Source organism: Bacillus sp. N13C7, assembly GCF_026790065.1.
GTDB lineage: Bacteria > Bacillota > Bacilli > Bacillales > Bacillaceae > Bacillus.
In genome coordinates, this window is record NZ_JALAMO010000005.1 from 51,615 (window position 1) to 68,379 (window position 16,765).

Consider the following 16,765-nt stretch of genomic DNA (forward strand, 5'->3'; position numbering starts at 1 on the left):
TGGGTATAGTGTATACCTATACGGTTCTATGACTATAAGGTTAAAGCGATTACTTATCAAAAGCTAGTGAAATGTTGACTGTAATGTAACGGAACCTGATGAACACAGAGTGTTTGAGTATGAGAGCTCCAGAATCAAATAGGATGCTGTGAAGCTTCTAAGAAGAACTATTCTTTTGCAGATCGGTGAGATGTTCGTGCATTTGCCGATCTTTTTTCACCTTAAGAGAAGTGTACTCCAACATTCTATTGGTATATGCTTATCAAACAAGAAGAACATACTAATGGAAAAAAACATTAAGGAGCTTTTTATGGAAGAAGGAAAGTTAGTTCACATGACTCTCGATGGTATTAAGAAAGCAATTTCTAAATATGGTACATTCTCTATGCAGGGGGATTATGTCATGGAAGATGCTACTTTCCATTTCAGAGATCCAGCAAGCCCTCAAGCAATTAGCGATTTAGAAAAGAAGTTAGGTGTTACTTTCCCTAATGATTATAAAGAATTTTTGTTACAACACAATGGGATGGAAATATTTGATGGCATTGAAATACTCAGCTTAGAAGGAATCATTGAATATAATGAAGTTCAAGATTTCCCCGAGGGATACGTCCTAATTGGATATCATTATGATGGAAGATATGTCATAGACACAAACAAATCAAGAAACGGTTTAGGTTATATGTTATATCTGGATTCAATCGATGATATTGATGATGCAGTTAACTTAGATTCCAAGTTTGAGATATGGTTTGACATGTTCGTCTCTTCTAATGGGGCGAAATATTGGGAAGAATAATCAAAAATGTGACAAAATGGCTTCAGAAAAAGAAGACTCCGGAATAGGAGTCTTCATCTTTATTTGAGGTCGTGAAGGACGACTTTTGCAGCCTCAGCGATAAGAGCATTATTATAATTAGCATCTTTCGTAAAATGGTTTGATAGGATTGCCAAAACAATAGGAGCTCTATTGGGCGGCCAAACGATAGCAATGTCGTTTCGTGTTCCGTAACTTCCGGCTCCAGATTTATCGCCGACTTCCCACCCTATAGGAGCACCTGCCCGAATCAGTTCGTCTCCAGTAGCGTTCCCACGCATCCATTCAGTTAAGATCGTGAGCTTATCAGTCGTGAGAGTGTTATCCACAGTGAAAGCTTTAAGGTCGGTTGCTAGTGCTTTTGGGGTGCTTATGTCTCGAATATCTCCAGGAATGGCAGAGTTTAGATCCGTCTCAAATCGATTCGCCTTGGTAACATAATCCCCAATCTGTTTCAGTGAATTTTCGAAGCCTTTAGGGCCGCCAAGCTGTTGCAACAATATGTTCCCCGCAGTATTGTCGCTGTAACGGATAGCAGCCTCTGAGATTTCCTTCAGGCTCATGCCTGTATCTACGTGTTTTTCTGTGATCGGAGAATATGTAACAAGGTCGTCTTTGCTGTAGCGGATGACTTCATTAAGCTTTTCAATTGGGTTTGTCTTCAGGACCGCAGCGCCGGCTAGAACTTTATAGGTTGATGCGTACGCAAACCGCTCATTTTGCCGATAAGCGATCGTCTTGTTTGTACCTGTGTCAATTGCATAAATGCCAAGCCTAGCATCAAATTTTTTCTCAAGTTGAACAAGTTTTTTCATTGTTGCACGGTTAGTCATTTTTGTGTCTTGTATGGCTTTTGCTTCAGCATGCGTTGGTCCGTCAAAGGGTTTGAAACCAGTAAGGCTTAAACATAAAAGCCCAATACATATTCCAAGTTTTAATGTCGCTTTATTTTTCAAATTAATCAAGGCCTCCTGATCATTGATTTTGTATTCCTCTTCTATTAGTACCACAAAAATAGGTGTAAAATCGATATATTCCCATTAAAAGTTTAAGAGAATTAGGGGCATGATGAAAATCGCTGATAATAGGGCAGGTGCAGCATGAGATTTTTCTATTTGTTCCTATTGTCATCCATATGGCCTTATTTTAAAGTGTGGGACGGAGTCATTTTATTAGGCTTTATCAATTGTGATTGGAGTGTTATGGATGCAAACAAAAAAAGTTTATCTTTATGCATTTCATACAATGTCAGACTGGGAATATGGATATTTAATTGCAGAACTCCATTCAGGGAGATATTTTAAAAAAGATGCAACCCCTTTACAAGTAGTTACAGTAGGAGTTAAAAAAGAAATGATTACAACGATGGGAGGGCTCAGCATAAAACCAGATATTTCCCTTGATGAGTGTACGCTTAAGAGTAAAGATCTTTTGATTTTACCCGGAGGGAATACTTGGGGAGAAGATATTCATCAACCGATCCTGAAAAAAGCTGGTGAAGCTTTAAAGCTCGGCGCGATTGTAGCTGCAATTTGTGGTGCAACAGTGGGCCTTGCGAATGATGGCTACTTAGATTCTAGAAAGCATACAAGCAATGATCTAGCGTATATGAAAATGGCCTGTCCTACTTATAAAGGAGAAACATTTTACGAGATGGGACCTGCAGTATCTGATGAAAATTTGGTAACTGCATCAGGAATAGCTCCCTTGGAATTTGCGATGGAAGTACTGAAAAAACTAGATGTATTTGCACCAGATACATTGCATTCATGGTATAAGCTGAATCAGACCCATAAACCTGAATACTTCTTTGAGTTAATGAATACAATAAATTGAAAGAGTCATTAACAAATGCCCCTTAACTGAAGGGGCATTTGTTTGTTAAAGTCTAAATATCTTGAATGATGGAATATGTCTATTTGTTGAAAGAAAAGGACGCAATTGTAGTAAAGCAATACAGAAATTTGAACAATAACATTATGTGGAATGTATCGAGATAATAAAGTTTAAATATAAATTGCGCAATTTATTTTCTTATTTAGTGCTTATGAGTAATGTGAAAGGGGTAACCAAATGCAGCTTCATCATACCCAAAGCGGAAAACAAAACAATCATCTTAAATGGCTGGCAACGATTTTTCTCAGCTGGGGGACGTTCGTTTTTGCTTTGTTTGTTGCTACTTTGATCGGTTCAATGGCCCGCCAAGCAGGAGCTTCCAAGCTTTTGCAGCAAGGTATCCAAGCAGGTTTAGTAACATTATGGACTGTCCCGTTGCTCTACATTCTTCTTAGACGGATGTCTAGTAAACCATTCTGCTCTATCGGACTGACTGGGTGGCGGCAAGCCATTCCGAAAGCCGCGATGGGAGCAATGTATGTGATTGTTCTATCTGGATCCGGATTCGCGATCGCCCATTTATTGGGCTGGATCAAAGTTACACAATTTCATTTCTCTATCCATTTAGTGACAGTATTGCTCTTAAACATGATTATCGCTTTCTTTTATGAAGCTTTTCCAGAGGAATTAACTTTTCGCGGAACGTTGTACTATGCTCTGAATAGGCGATTTACTTGTTTCATAGCCTTGCTCCTACAGCCGATCCTATTTGTGCTTGCACCATTAACTGTAAGTGGTTTTCAATACCTAGCAGGAATTGAATCGCCTGCTATCACAGTAGATTACATCGTTTTATTGTTGTTGTTTGGATTCATCCTTCAGCTCCTGCGTGTCCTAACAGGAAGCTTGTGGACGTCTATAGCCTTTCATCTAGCTTTTCTCGAAAATTCACGGTTCTTCGTCCTGCAGGGGGAGGAACGCTTTATTGCCTATGAAGAAATTGTGCCAGGTACAGGCGCGCTGTTTGTGATCTTTTTTATGTTGCTTATTGTCGGTTCTCTGCTATTAATACCTGCAATAGTAGCTCGCTGGCGGCGTAGAAATAAGAGAAGGCGACTTATGAAACAACAGTTTTATACATAAAAGTATAGAATTGTTTAATGTGAAAATGTTAACCTTTATGAATGAGAATACATTATTTGATTGTTAATACCTGTTTACAGAACTTTTAAACACCAATTGTCATAGCGACCCCAATGGATACTGGGATTATAGTAGTTGAGCAAAAAAGCTTTAAAAAGGAGTGTGAAGTCATTAAAAAATTAGTTGTGCTTTCAAGCTTTATAGGAATCCTGTTATCAATCGTTGGACAATTATTTGGGGTTTTATCTGACTTCTTTATTTCGGGTAACGCTCGGTTTATAGGTGTTTTAGCGGGGATTCTTATATTACTCAGCTTGAAGGCAAGAAGTGTAGCAACGCAATCATTTATTGTTGGTTCAAGTACGGCGATAGGAATTATAGGTGCAGGGATTTTATATTTTCCAGCTGCAGTTATCAATATCTTTATTGGTTTCGAACTAAACAAAAAGATGAGAGAAGAAAACACGAAAGAGTATATTTGAATAAAATTTTTAAGTGAAAGTAAATAAATCATCTTTTATTCAATGAGGTTTATATGGATTTAACATTTCACAGGCTTCTTTAGATAAATGGAGTGAAATAAAATGGATAAGAAAAAGGATGGGATACAAAGAAAATATAGGGAACAAATGAGGGAGAAGACTGAACAAGAAAAAGAAGACGGCAGTTCACATACGTTTGAGATTGTTATTGTACTGGCCATCATTATTATGATATTTTTCTTTAATTCAGTATTTAAGGCTTTTTGATAAAAGAATCTTTTTTTGCCAGATGGAGAAAGTTTGGGGCGGATAATAATTGGTCATACATAAGCGATTATGATTTGAAGCCTGCCGAAGCAGACACGTAAATCAAATAAATAACGATTTTAAGTACAGTGCATTACAAAAAGCAACCTGGTTTCGCAAATAAAGCCGCCTGCAAGTTTGCTACTCACCATTCTAAACGCCAGCCATTAAAGCTAATGTCTCACACCAGACATTAGCTTTTTTCATTGTTTAATAGACTGCCGTCAGACGCTCTCTATATCTGTCTCCAACTTCAACAGGGAAAAAGTATTTCTTTAAAAACTCACACCTTCTGCCGTGAAAATGTAAATGTATTCATAAAGATGCCGGAGCATATCAGTAGTGCGCCGATGACGATATTTATGGTGATCTGTTCGTGCAATTGCAGCCATCCAAAGAATAGAGCCAGGACGGGGACAAACATTAATGCCATAGATGCTTTTGATGCTTCGATTTGATTGAGCACCCAAAACCATACGACAAATGTAAAGCCGGTAGAAAGCAAACCATTAAACGCCAATGACCATATCGCCTGATATGTCCACTCGGCTGAATGGACCGGTTCCAATAAAAAGGAGAAAACCAATAACATGACGGCTCCCATCAGAAGATGCCAGGCATTCATATGAATGATATCGATATGCTTGAAGTGAAGCTTGCTAAACACATTCGCGATTCCCCAGCTAAGTGCTGCCGCAAGGACGCACAGTTCTCCAAATAAGGCGCTTTGATCGACATGCAGCATTTCTTTTCCAAATATAAATAAAAGTCCGAAGAAGCCGCAGATCAGCCCGATTGATTTGTATACATTCATTTTCTCGTGTAATGTAAAATGGCTGATCACCGTAACAAATATAGGCATCGTATACACCAAGACAGAGGTTTTCCCGGAATCAACAAACTGCATTCCATACGTTAATATTCCCATGTAGCCCAGACCCATCAGCAGGCTCATGATGATATAGCTTTTGACATGTGCTTTTCCTATTGAAAGTTTTTTTCTTTGAATGAAGAGAATGAGAAATAAAGGAACCGCCCCAATGAACAGGCGAAAAGCCGAGAACAAAAGCGGGGGGATATCATGAATTCCTACTTTCATTGCAACCCAAGTATATCCCCAAATAAGTGTGACAGATAAAATTCCCAGCATGACTTTTACCATTAGTAAGCCGCCTTTCTTGTTTAGGTATCGTGCTGGTTTCTATCTTATGTTACATTTATATATAACTGAAATACATTTTTATTATCGGGGGTATAACCAAATGGTTATGAACATGAACCATCTTCACATATTTGTAAAAGTCGGGGAGAAATTGAATATTACAGAAGCGGCAAAAGAATTGTTCATCTCTCAGCCGGCGGTTAGCAAAGCGATTAAAAATCTGGAAAGCTCGCTGCAGCTCAAATTATTGATCAGGGATAAACATCATGGTTTAATGCTGACTGACGTCGGGAAGGAAATTTTGCTGTTGGCGAGGCAGATGAAGGGGATTGAAAGCAAAATATATCAAGTAGCCAATCGGGAAAACAAGCTGTTAAGCGGGAAGGTGAAAATCGGTTCATTTCCTGCTGTTTCAACAAATATCATGCCGCAGGCAATTGCAGCATTCAGATCACAGTACCCTCTGATCCGCATAGAATTGGTTGAGGGCACCTCTGATCAAATCAAAGGATGGGTTGAGGATCGGACGGTTGATATTGGGATCGCAGCTTCTCCATTTGAAACGTTTGACTATCAACTATTGCGCAGCGACTATATGGTGGCGGTTATCCCGCCGCAATATGACGAATTAAAACAGGAAAAGCATGTCGACCTTAAAACGTATCAAGATGACCTTATTTTTTGCAAAGGCGGTCATGAAATCGCGATGTCAAACACGTTTCAGCAGCATCACATTAAATTAAAGGAAAACTTGACTGTTCAAAACGCGGAAACCTTGATCAATATGGTCAAAAACAACCTAGGCATAGGCATTATTTCAAACTTTACACTTTCATCTGTCCCGCATCAATTGATCAAAAAAGACATCTTTCCCCGGATCACCCGAGATATCGGCGTCATCGCGCACTCATTCGAGGAAGTAACACCGGCAGCGCACGAATTTATTAAGGTGCTGAAGCAGACGTGATCTAAACCTGTACACTTGATTCACAAAAAGGAAAGTATGATATAAATCCAAGCTTAATATGATTTATCGAAAAAGGAAAAAGCAACAATTCGAATGTTGCTTTTTCTCATATATCTTATTTGTTACTTTGTATGCAAGGTTCTTAACGGTTATAAAAATTGACCGGTCTCTGCTTTTGTGGGACTCTGTTCCTTAACTTGTTTTAAGGTGGCTACTATAAGAAAGCTAACAATGACTAATAATAGCCATGAACTTACCTTTCCTAGATGAACGAGACTCCATGCCTCGGTTTGATTTGGATATGTCCAAGCCCCAAAAAATGTTGCGATATTTTCGGCTATCCATATAAAAAATCCGATAAGCACAAAAGAAAGTGCCAGCGGCATACGGTAGCGAATCCCATTTACCTCATATATGACCCATGATTGCCAAAAGACAATAATGACAAGTCCAGATAACCACCAGCGAATGTCAATCGAATAATGGTGGGTGAAAAAATTCAAATAAATCGCAGCCGCAAGCGGCACAACGACAAAAAACGGCGGCCACTTAACCAGTTCAACCTTAAGCCTTCTCCACGCCTGGCATAAATAACTGGCTACACTTGCATACATGAATCCGCTATACAAAGGCACCCCGAAAACTTGGAATATCCTCCTTCTGGATAAGACCAGGAGCCCATATGCACCTTGAAAAGTTCAAGAGCAAGTCCGATAAGGTGGAACAAGGTAATCACTTTTAACTCATCCCGTGTTTCAAGCCCGGAATGCACCATCCACCACTGCATGAGAACGCAGATGATGAGCAGCCAGTCATAGCGCGGCAAGAAGGGAAGAGGGATGATTTGTGTAATAGCCAAAGAGGCAAAAATAACGACAGGAAACAAACAGGATAGTGCCTGTTCCCAACCAAAACGAACGAGCTGTTTTAGGGCTCTCATGATGTACGCCCCCAAAGGTTTTTTCTGAATAGATGTAAGACACGCATAGAAGGATATAGGGTTACGTCCATAGGGTCACCACCAAACCACTTTATTTTTCTTTTAATCATTATCTTCTTTATTATGAATCCTGTGTGTCTTCATCGCTTCGGTATTCCAAAATATCTCCGGGCTGGCATTCTAAAGCCTTACAAATCGCTTCTAAAGTTGATAATCGAATGGCCTTTGCTTTTCCATTTTTTAATATCGAAAGATTAGCCATCGTAATGCCAACCCTCTCTGAAAGTTCTGTTACGCTCATTTTCCTTTTAGCAAGCATTACATCAATATGAATAATAATTGCCATGTTCATCACCTCAGACCGTTAAGTCGTTTTCTGATTTTATATCAATCGCTTCTTTTAACAGTTTTTGAAGAACAGCAGCAAAGACGGCAATCACCATTGAAGCAAAGATAATAACCAATCCGATGACGATGATGCCTGGGGCGTCGTCTCTCTCGGCCATGAGATAAAAGAATGGCATTCCTGCTGCAAACAAGGTACTGATCGTGACCGCACAGTATTTGATATTCTTTAAAGCTTTTACAGAAATGTTAGAGAAAGCTTTGTTCTTATCGATATAGCTTAAAAGTTTAAACGCTTGATAAAGAGCGAAGTAAAAAGGTATCGCCGCTCCATACAAAAAGATGAAAACGAAATATTGTATATAAGCCATATTTGGAAGTAATTCTGCAGCATAAGCGGCTATCTTAGGCACTACAAAAATACACAAAGCTAGAATTGGAATTCCAATAAAAATAACAGCAATCTTTAAAAAGAGTGTTGATACTCGATTCATAAAAAGCACCTCACTAATTTATTGTCAAATTGAATTTAACACACGTTTTATCGTTTTACAATAAAAATCTATTGAAAAAGGTTATTTTATTATTGTGTAGAAGGCTTTTTTTATTTTAACAAGAACGAAAAAGCGTCCCTCATGACAAGAAGATCTCGATTATTTTAAACGCCTGCAACTATTTTAAGCATGTGTTTCAATGAGCTCAAGAAAATAATGAAAGATATACTCTTATGGGGCTTTTTTATTGCATGGTAAGAAAATCAACATCTAAAACAAACGAAGGGAAGAAATACATCAAAGGATAGGCTGCAGTTCATACTAATGATCGGGAGGTAAACCGACTTATGATACACATTTGGATGACTGGTCTTTTATTATTGGCTCAGCCGAGCGAACAGCCTGACAGCTTAATGGTCACACAAGACGGACGGACGATTGCCACTGTTAACCGTGAACACTTTATGATGCCTCTTCCAGGTACGCCGCTGATTGACCATGAAAAGTACCGTAAGTTCATCGAGCAGCTCGATAAGCAAATTTACCGTGAGCCAATAAATGCTGCACTTAACGACCAGGGGAGCATCATCCCGGGCAGGGTTGGTTACAAACTGTCTCAACAGGCATTTATGGAAAAGTTTTATGCTTATTTCTATGGCCAAGGCTCTTCAAAGGCAGAAGTGCCGGAATTGAATATTTATCCGAAAGTTGACAGCGAGTTGCTTGCTCACATTAGTACGCAGCAGCTCGGTCAGTACGTAACTCATTTTAATTCGAGCAATACAAGCCGAACCCACAATATTTCCCTTTCTGCAAAGGCAATTGACAACCATGTTGTATTCCCTAATGAGACGTTTTCATTTAACCAAGTTGTAGGAATGAGAACCCGGGATAAAGGCTATAAGAGTGCGCCCATTATCGTCAAAGGTGAGTTGTCTGAAGGTGTAGGCGGAGGAATTTGTCAGGTATCATCAACATTATTTAATGCAGTTGATCGTGCGGGGCTGCGAATCGTTCAGCGCTATTCTCATACAAGACAGGTGCCATATGTTCCGCCAGGACGTGATGCTACAGTAAGTTGGGGAGGGCCTGACTTTCTCTTTCAAAACCAATATAACCAGCCAATACTTATCCGGGCAAAACAGCATGGGGGAACTATGGTTGTTACGCTTTACTCTTCTGACGTGATCAATAACAAACTGCGAGAGGTTCCTAAAGCGCCATCTCAAATACCGAAAGAAATAAATGACGAACGGTAAAGCACATACCTTAGATAGTCAGCAGCTCGACTGCTCTAAATCATGTCTAAGACACATTTATCGATAAACGAATGAAAAAGAATGAGGGATGAAAGAAGTGAAAAGGCTATTATTTTTCTTATGTATTTTAATATTTGCATTTACCTTTTTTCAATCAAAAGCGCAAGCCCGGAGTTTTACGGTATTGCCTATTACACAACAAACTGATCAGTGGTCAGTAAAAGTAAGTGAAGCTAAGAATGTAAAGGGACTTGCAAGACCTTGAAAAAGGAGAATATAAAGTATATTCAAAAACATAGGGGAAAAAGCAGCTGAAGTGGATGTGCAACTGTATAGAAATGACCCTGATTCAATCACAAGGTTTTCTCTTTTTGGTTGTCCCGATGAAAATTGTATAAAACAAAAAGAAAATTCTAAAACGTTAGCTGACAGTTTAAACGATGGTTCGCCGTTGAGGTTCAAGCATTTTCTGCTGGCAGATAAGGCTTCTGAATGAGAAGTTGATATAATTTGGACACAAAAGGGGCAAGAAGGACACCATTTAAAACAAACCTTTACATTTACTGAGGATGGCGTTCATTAGACTTAAAGCACTTGAAGATCGTTCGTTGTTAATCAGTTTTTTGTGTAAAAAGTTCCAATCAAAGATGAGTCAAACGTCAAAGTTACTGCGATTTATGACTATAGAGAAGAACCAGAAGAAGCGTTTTGGACACACTTATCCGATGGAAGTGAAATGTTTGTCGATGATCACAAAGTCTTTATTGAATACGAATAATGAAAGGGTCGAAATTACCGGGCAGCTGGGATCATTTCCTGCAGCTTAAAATGGCAAGAAAAAGAAGCTCAAAAAGTTTAGAGTAGCCATCTGTTGAATCAATGGCTCTTTTTTATTTTTTTCAAGAACATTTTGATCCCATTTTCCTACTAAAAGAATGAGGGAAGTGAGGACACACATGAGAAAAAAGAACAATGTTAAGAACTGGCTATTCATGATAGCTGCATTCATGCTGGTCTGCATCGTACCAATCTTTGCCATGCTGTCAGGAAACAAAGTGAAATATGAGGGCACCGGGAAAAGCGGACTGTGGGTTTCAAGCATTGAAAAATCTGACAAGACTTCAATTGGACCTAATTACTTTTTAAATTTATTTTGGCAGGGGAGTAAGAAAGACGAAAAAAGGAGTGTAGTTGAGAAAATCACATTTTACATAGATGGCAAAAAGTATGATGACAGAGAAGATTATGATTTATCAAAGTATACAGGTGAAGAAATGGCCGATGGAGGAGAAATGGAAGACAGGTGAGAAAAGACAAACAGAAGAAATCAAATTACATAGGAAACCATGGTATAAAAGATAGCTGACTTGATGACTAGGTGACCACATTAGGGGTCACTTTTTTGCTTTTGCGGATCTAGGCACAGCTATATGAAACCCTGCATAGGCTGGAATGAAAACTGGTTAATTGCTAAAACGAGGTGTGTACTGTTGGAAAAACAACCAATCAATCATGAAGACAGAAACGTGCCGCAGCCTATTCGAAGTGATGGAGCCGGAGCTATCGATGCGGGCCCGCGTAATGTCATGAAAGATATTCAAAATCCGAATATACTTGTTCCACCTGTTACAGATGGGTATGATTCCTAACTTAAGATTTTCGTTTTCAGACGCGCCAATGAAATTGGACCGCGGCGGTTGGTCACGTGAAATTACCGTCAGGCAGCTTCCCATTTCAACCGCAATTGCAGGAGTAAATATGAGCTTAACTGCGGGAGGTGTGCGTGAACTACATTGGCATAAACAAGCTGAATGGGCTTATATGCTTTTGGGACGTGCCCGTATAACCGCTGTTGACCAAGAAGGACGGAATTTCATAGCTGATGTTGGACCTGGCGATTTATGATATTTTCCCGCAGGAGTTCCACATTCCATCCAAGGGTTGGAGCATTGCGAATTTCTGATCGTCTTCGATGATGGAAGCTTTTCTGAGTAACCATTTCAGATTGGCTTGCACAAGCCAAAGGATGTTCTTGCTGCAAATTTTGGTGTCCAAGAGAATGCTTTCCACTCTCTTCCTTCAGAACAAGTCTATATCTATCAAGGCAGCGATCCGGGATCAGTCGCCAACGAAGACATTCAGTCACCATACGGAAAAGTCCCCTTGACCTTCAAATACGAGATGTTGAATCAAACACCAATTCAAACGCCTGGGGGAAGCGTACGAATTGTGGATTCTTCTAACTTCCCGATTTCAAGAACTATAGCGGCAGCTCTTGTTCAAATAGAGCCTGGTGCGATGAGAGAGCTTCATTGGCACCCCAATAGTGATGAGTGGCAGTATTATCTGACAGGAAAGGGACGCATGACAGTATTTATCGGGAATGGGACTGCCCGAACATTTGATTTTAGAGCAGGCGACGTTGGATATGTGCCCTCAAATGCTGGACACTATATACAAAATACTGGTACAGAAACGTTATGGTTTTTAGAAATGTTCAAAAGTGACCGCTATGCAGACGTGTCACTCAATCAGTGGATGGCATTGACGCCTAAAGAATTAGTGCAAAGCAATTTGAATGCTGGACCTGAATGGCTCGATTCTCTTCGTAAGAAGAAAGTGCCTGTTGTGAAATCCCCTAACTCGTAAAGGAGTTTACGAATCAGGCGACGGTTTTTACTATTAATCAGTTCAATTCTTGAGCAGCTGAATTTAGAGTTATTACATCCCTATGTATGTTATGTAGGGATTTTCTGCTTGCATAGGCAAAATAATGGGCTTTAAAATGACAGTATGGAAATGATAACCATCAACTGATTGAACATTCATAGAGGTTTTCTAATTTACTATAACTAAAATTCATAATAGCCTTTCTTTTTTAAAAATGAGAATGGTTTTAATACGGAGGACCAAAATGAAATCACTCACGATCTTATCCAGTTTTACCGCTGTTGGTATGTCACTCCTTGGGCAAATGCTGGGAGTGCTGACTGATTCTTATGCGGTGGGCAATGCTTGGTTTGCAGGCGTTTTGGCCGGATTGATTGCACTGCTTATTTTGATTGAGAGTCAAGTTATGACGAAAAATTACATAGTAAGTTTAAGTACAAATTTCATTTGGGGAGTAGGATTTCTATATTTCCCAGCTGCAATCACCAACATTTTCGTCAGTATTACAATGGACAAGAGAAAGAGAGAAGAAGGCCTTGATTGAAGAATGACTTTGGAGGGAAAGGGCATGGATATACCCACATGGGCCTATATTATATTTACTGTCATAGGTGCTGCAGGCTTCATAAGTTTAATGTGGTTGAGTTATTTTTCCGATAAAAACGAAAAATAAGATTCATTCGAAATTTACAAACTCTGTTGATACCTGCAAAGATTTAAATTTAAATAAGCCATGTAAACCCCATTGTCTAAAGGAGTGAACATAGCTTATTTTTTATAGGTTTACATAATAATATTATTATGAACTGATTAATAATAAATATGAAAATAACTAATTGTATTATGTACTAAATATTCATATTAACTAAAATAAATCGGCACTAAGAACCAAAGCTTCTTTACAAAACCTTAAGATAGAAACTCAATCACTACATGCTGTTCTCTGCATCTAGAAGCTCGGGTGAATTATTTTTAGGTGAATTCACTAATGATGAAACCTGATATGCTTCCATATCATCAGCATCATAAGGCAGCAGTAAGCTTTGCAGATAATTAGGATCTGTATGTTGAGGATTCAGCCATTCTTTTTCATGGTCATGAGTTAATATAACCGGCATTCGGTCGTGTATATCTTTCATGAATTCATTAGGCTTAGTTGTTATGATTGTGCAGGTGTAAAGAGGGGTCCCTTGGTTTGTTTTCCACTTTTCATATAAACCGGCAAACGAAAAAAGAGCAGATGATTTTATTTTAATTCGCATCGGAATTTTGGTTTTGGGATCAAGCCGTTTCCATTCATAAAAACTGTCGGCTGGAATGATGCAGCGTTTGCTGATAAGCGGTTTACGAAAGGCTGGTTTCTCGTTTAATGTTTCAGCTCGAGCATTAATCATTTTATATCCGATCTTTTCATCTTTTGCCCAGGGAGGAATAAGGCCCCATCTAAGCTTGCCTAGGCGATTGTTTGATCCATCATTGATAATTGCCAGGATACTTTGCGATGGAGCGACATTATAACTTGGATCGTATTCGTCTTTAGGCAAAAATCGCTCAATGTCAAACCGGTCAAGCATGTTTTCAAATGCAGAGAATAAAGTAAACCTGCCGCACATGGCCATCATCCTTTTTTTAGGGTTTTTGAATATTGTACAGGCTGGATACATGAAAATCAAAAAGGCGAAATGCTCTGTACGCAGATGGTTGAAGGAAAGAGGAAATCCGGACAAAATAAAACGTTCATTGATAAAAATAGATAGGTTTGTACCGATAATATTTATTAATTTAAGATTCTGTAAACTTGATTGATTGGAGATTCCACTATTTGTATAATGGCTTTGGAGTATGGATTTTACAGTACTAAAGCGGTAAGGAGGAAAGTGAAATGAAGAAAATCGGGTTTGCTGTTTTGATGTCATTTTTCATGTTTATCAGCTTAGTTCCAACAGTTGATGCTGCTGTCATTGAACATGACAAAGTAGCAGGGTTCAATGAAGTTGTCCCAACTACTATCTCTCAAAAAGCCGCAAAACAGTTCCAGCCATATTTGAAGGTTTACAGCGGCTGTGTGCCCTTTCCGGCAGTAGATGCACTAGGCAATACGAGCGGGGGGTTAGAGCCGACTGGAGCGCCTGAAGGACATTGCAGCAAACATACTGGACAAGTTTATTCACGCTCAACTTGGTACAATGGCGTGTGGGCAATTATGTATTCCTGGTATTTCCCGAAGGATGAGGCATCTCCGAGTTTGGGGCATCGGCATGACTGGGAAGGAATCGTTGTTTGGGTCGACAATCCGGCTAATCAACATCCAAAAGTTTTATCAATTGCATACTCCGGGCACGGAAAATTTACAAATGTTCAACCGAATGAAAGCAATATGAAGGATACACATCCATTAATTGCTTACGACAGCACATGGCCCTTAAATCATGAATTGCATATTAGTGATCGTGCAGGAGGCACTCAACCATTAATCGGATGGGAAGACTTAACTCCGGCAGCGAGGAATGCTTTAAATATAACGGATTTCGGTAAAGCGAATGTTCCATTTAATGATCGTAATTTCACAAATAACCTAGCAAAGGCATGGTTTAGGTAATTCAAGAAATATGGTGCTGAATCAGTCATTAGATTGGTTCAGCATTTTTATGCCGAGGTGTAGGGTTTGTCCCTAAAGACTTATTTATTAAAAATGATATTGATTGAAGTTTAGAATTCCAATATATTGAAATAAATAGGATTGGGGGAATCTAATTGAAAAAGCTCTTCATGTTGATCTTAGCTTTGTTTTTTATGACAATCGATGCAGGGAATGCATCAGCAGCTATTGTGAAAAATGAGGAAAAAGTAAGTTTTACGATGACAGAAAATCAAAAATCCTTCATGATGTCTGATCATTCAAATCCAAATTGGCTTCAGTCTCAGTTCGGCTATCGATTCACAATTTTTGATGCGGAAGGCTGCACAATTCATGCTAGAATATATCGCCTGTCTTTATCAGGATATGAAATCAAGCTAAGTGAGAAAAGTTTCACAGGCAACCATTTCGATTTCAGCGCAACCGACCAAGCAGAAGCAATGCCATACAAGAATCATTATTTAGAGTTAACGAAAGATCAGGGCTGTGGAGAAGTGAAAGTGAAAGGATTATACGGTTATCAGTTTGATGAGATATACGAATAGGGATAGAAGATTAAATGTAAAGGCCGGTCTAAAACTAGGCCTTTTTTTAAACTGAATAAGTGTCGGAAGTATAAAAAAGGGAAATAGAAAAAACGTGTTCCCGTCATCTGGGACAAGCAGTCCGTTCTGAAGGCGAGTAAATGTTAATGTTAGAGTTGACTACATGATTTGCTAAAATAAATATATAGTCATGATCACTCACTGCGAAAGGGGAATAGTTATGTCCAAGACAGCGATTGTTACAGGTTCTGCAGGCGGATTAGGGAGAGGCATCGCAGAGAGACTATGTAAAGATGGTTTTAATGTCGTGCTGCATGATATCAATGAAGCATTGCTGCATGAAACGGTTTCAGCTTTCAACGAGAGACACTTTCATGTGATTGGGGTTAAAGGGGACGTTTCGAAACGTGATGACCAATTCAATTTGGTTAAAGAAACGGTGGATCAGTTTGGCCGTTTAGATGTTTTTGTAAACAACGCGGGGATTGAAGCCGTTTCTCCATTTTTGGAAATCACAGAAGAACAGCTGAATAGATTGTTTCAGGTTAACGTGAATGGAGTTGTTTTTGGCACTCAAGCAGCGGCTGACCAGTTCATGAAACAAAAAACTAAGGGCAAAATCATTAATGCATGCAGTATAGCGGGTCACGAGTCATTTGAAATGCTGGGCACATATTCAGCAACAAAACATGCGGTGAAGTCTTTTACACATTCAGCTGCTAAAGAGCTGGCGAAGTATAACATAACTGTAAATGCGTATTGTCCTGGAGTCGCAAAAACAAAAATGTGGGACAGAATTGATGAAGAAATGGTGAAACATAGTGATGATTTGCAGCCGGGGGAAGCATTTGAAAAATTTTCTTCGGAAATAGCCCTCAAAAGATATCAAACACCTGAGGATGTTGCTAATCTGGTATCATTTTTAGCTTCAGATGCTTCAGATTACATCACTGGCCAGGCCATATTAACCGATGGCGGTCTAGTTTATAGGTAATAAAAATCAAATGACACGTTTTAAACAATCTATTTTGAAACTTACTCATATGAATTTTTTGCACTGCATTAAACTGGTATAATAAAAAACGGTTGAGAAGGTATTGTGAAAAAGAAAAAGCGCTTTAAAAATAGCCTATAAGCCAAAAAGAGGCTCAGCGTTTTTTA

At 39.1% G+C, this 16,765-nt stretch carries 16 protein-coding genes and 5 pseudogenes; 15 read left to right on the forward strand and 6 right to left on the reverse strand.

The genetic code is table 11. The features are described from left to right. Positions 1 to 403 precede the first annotated feature (403 nt). Positions 404 to 799, forward strand: a complete 396-nt coding sequence (locus tag MOB98_RS05035; RefSeq protein ID WP_419900982.1) for an SMI1/KNR4 family protein — start codon at positions 404 to 406, stop codon at positions 797 to 799. 59 nt (positions 800 to 858) lie between these two features. Here the strand turns inward: MOB98_RS05035 and bla are convergent, their stop codons facing one another. Further along, a complete protein-coding gene (bla, locus tag MOB98_RS05040; RefSeq protein WP_268362837.1) occupies positions 859 to 1,779 on the reverse strand; it encodes a class A beta-lactamase in 921 nt (306 codons plus the stop codon). 244 nt (positions 1,780 to 2,023) lie between these two features. Here bla and MOB98_RS05045 point away from each other — a divergent pair, with 244 nt between their 5' ends. The 4 genes from MOB98_RS05045 to MOB98_RS05060 all read left to right on the forward strand — a co-directional run bounded on the left by MOB98_RS05045 (position 2,024) and on the right by MOB98_RS05060 (position 4,545). Then, positions 2,024 to 2,653: a type 1 glutamine amidotransferase family protein gene (locus MOB98_RS05045; protein ID WP_268367275.1), complete on the forward strand. Its 630-nt coding sequence runs from the start codon at positions 2,024 to 2,026 to the stop codon at positions 2,651 to 2,653. A 237-nt stretch (positions 2,654 to 2,890) separates the two neighbouring features. Then, positions 2,891 to 3,796: a CPBP family intramembrane glutamic endopeptidase gene (locus tag MOB98_RS05050; RefSeq protein ID WP_268360342.1), complete on the forward strand. Its 906-nt coding sequence runs from the start codon at positions 2,891 to 2,893 to the stop codon at positions 3,794 to 3,796. A gap of 113 nt (positions 3,797 to 3,909) precedes the next feature. Continuing rightward, entirely contained in the window at positions 3,910 to 4,278 is a 369-nt protein-coding gene (locus MOB98_RS05055) for a permease (RefSeq protein ID WP_268360343.1), read from the forward strand. Between the two features lie 102 nt (positions 4,279 to 4,380). Continuing rightward, the gene (locus MOB98_RS05060) at positions 4,381 to 4,545 is read left to right on the forward strand and encodes a hypothetical protein (RefSeq protein WP_268360344.1); all 165 of its coding nucleotides are present in this window, start codon (positions 4,381 to 4,383) and stop codon (positions 4,543 to 4,545) included. A 322-nt stretch (positions 4,546 to 4,867) separates the two neighbouring features. Here MOB98_RS05060 and MOB98_RS05065 read toward each other — a convergent pair whose 3' ends face one another. Next, the gene (locus MOB98_RS05065; RefSeq protein WP_268360345.1) at positions 4,868 to 5,746 is read right to left on the reverse strand and encodes a DMT family transporter; all 879 of its coding nucleotides are present in this window, start codon (positions 5,744 to 5,746) and stop codon (positions 4,868 to 4,870) included. Between the two features lie 100 nt (positions 5,747 to 5,846). Between MOB98_RS05065 and MOB98_RS05070 the strand changes: the two genes are divergently transcribed. After that, the gene (locus tag MOB98_RS05070) at positions 5,847 to 6,713 is read left to right on the forward strand and encodes a LysR family transcriptional regulator (protein WP_268360346.1); all 867 of its coding nucleotides are present in this window, start codon (positions 5,847 to 5,849) and stop codon (positions 6,711 to 6,713) included. Positions 6,714 to 6,862: 149 nt separating this feature from the next. Here the strand turns inward: MOB98_RS05070 and MOB98_RS05075 are convergent. From MOB98_RS05075 to MOB98_RS05085, 3 genes and pseudogenes are all read right to left on the reverse strand, one after another. After that, positions 6,863 to 7,653 (reverse strand): annotated as a pseudogene (locus MOB98_RS05075) (DUF817 domain-containing protein). Positions 7,654 to 7,774: 121 nt separating this feature from the next. After that, on the reverse strand, positions 7,775 to 7,999 hold the full coding sequence (locus tag MOB98_RS05080) for a helix-turn-helix domain-containing protein (protein WP_268360347.1): 225 nt from the start codon (positions 7,997 to 7,999) through the stop codon (positions 7,775 to 7,777). A gap of 10 nt (positions 8,000 to 8,009) precedes the next feature. Next, complete coding sequence (locus tag MOB98_RS05085; RefSeq protein WP_268360348.1) at positions 8,010 to 8,492, reverse strand: DUF2975 domain-containing protein; 483 nt, start codon at positions 8,490 to 8,492, stop codon at positions 8,010 to 8,012. 347 nt (positions 8,493 to 8,839) lie between these two features. Here MOB98_RS05085 and MOB98_RS05090 point away from each other — a divergent pair, with 347 nt between their 5' ends. From MOB98_RS05090 to MOB98_RS05115, 6 genes and pseudogenes are all read left to right on the forward strand, one after another. Beyond that, positions 8,840 to 9,751 carry a VanW family protein gene (locus MOB98_RS05090; RefSeq protein WP_268360349.1) on the forward strand — a complete coding sequence of 304 codons (912 nt, stop codon included), beginning with the start codon at positions 8,840 to 8,842 and terminating at the stop codon, positions 9,749 to 9,751. Between the two features lie 97 nt (positions 9,752 to 9,848). Further along, a pseudogene (locus MOB98_RS05095) lies at positions 9,849 to 10,334 on the forward strand (hypothetical protein). Between the two features lie 57 nt (positions 10,335 to 10,391). Continuing rightward, a pseudogene (locus MOB98_RS05100) lies at positions 10,392 to 10,539 on the forward strand (hypothetical protein); the annotation flags it as partial. A 249-nt stretch (positions 10,540 to 10,788) separates the two neighbouring features. Then, positions 10,789 to 11,113 (forward strand): annotated as a pseudogene (locus MOB98_RS05105) (DUF4944 domain-containing protein). 68 nt (positions 11,114 to 11,181) lie between these two features. Next, positions 11,182 to 12,400, forward strand: a pseudogene (locus MOB98_RS05110) (oxalate decarboxylase family bicupin). Between the two features lie 265 nt (positions 12,401 to 12,665). After that, positions 12,666 to 12,965, forward strand: coding sequence for a hypothetical protein (locus MOB98_RS05115; protein WP_268367276.1), 300 nt, complete (start codon positions 12,666 to 12,668; stop codon positions 12,963 to 12,965). Between the two features lie 385 nt (positions 12,966 to 13,350). Here the strand turns inward: MOB98_RS05115 and MOB98_RS05120 are convergent, their stop codons facing one another. Next, positions 13,351 to 14,034 carry an SOS response-associated peptidase gene (locus MOB98_RS05120; RefSeq protein ID WP_268367303.1) on the reverse strand — a complete coding sequence of 228 codons (684 nt, stop codon included), beginning with the start codon at positions 14,032 to 14,034 and terminating at the stop codon, positions 13,351 to 13,353. 269 nt (positions 14,035 to 14,303) lie between these two features. Between MOB98_RS05120 and MOB98_RS05125 the strand changes: the two genes are divergently transcribed. The 3 genes from MOB98_RS05125 (at position 14,304) to MOB98_RS05135 (ending at position 16,598) form a co-directional block, all read left to right on the forward strand. After that, positions 14,304 to 15,020 carry an NPP1 family protein gene (locus tag MOB98_RS05125; RefSeq protein WP_268358813.1) on the forward strand — a complete coding sequence of 239 codons (717 nt, stop codon included), beginning with the start codon at positions 14,304 to 14,306 and terminating at the stop codon, positions 15,018 to 15,020. Positions 15,021 to 15,175: 155 nt separating this feature from the next. Further along, a complete protein-coding gene (locus MOB98_RS05130; RefSeq protein ID WP_268358810.1) occupies positions 15,176 to 15,604 on the forward strand; it encodes a hypothetical protein in 429 nt (142 codons plus the stop codon). 220 nt (positions 15,605 to 15,824) lie between these two features. Continuing rightward, positions 15,825 to 16,598, forward strand: a complete 774-nt coding sequence (locus MOB98_RS05135) for an acetoin reductase (protein WP_268358808.1) — start codon at positions 15,825 to 15,827, stop codon at positions 16,596 to 16,598. Positions 16,599 to 16,765 lie beyond the last annotated feature (167 nt).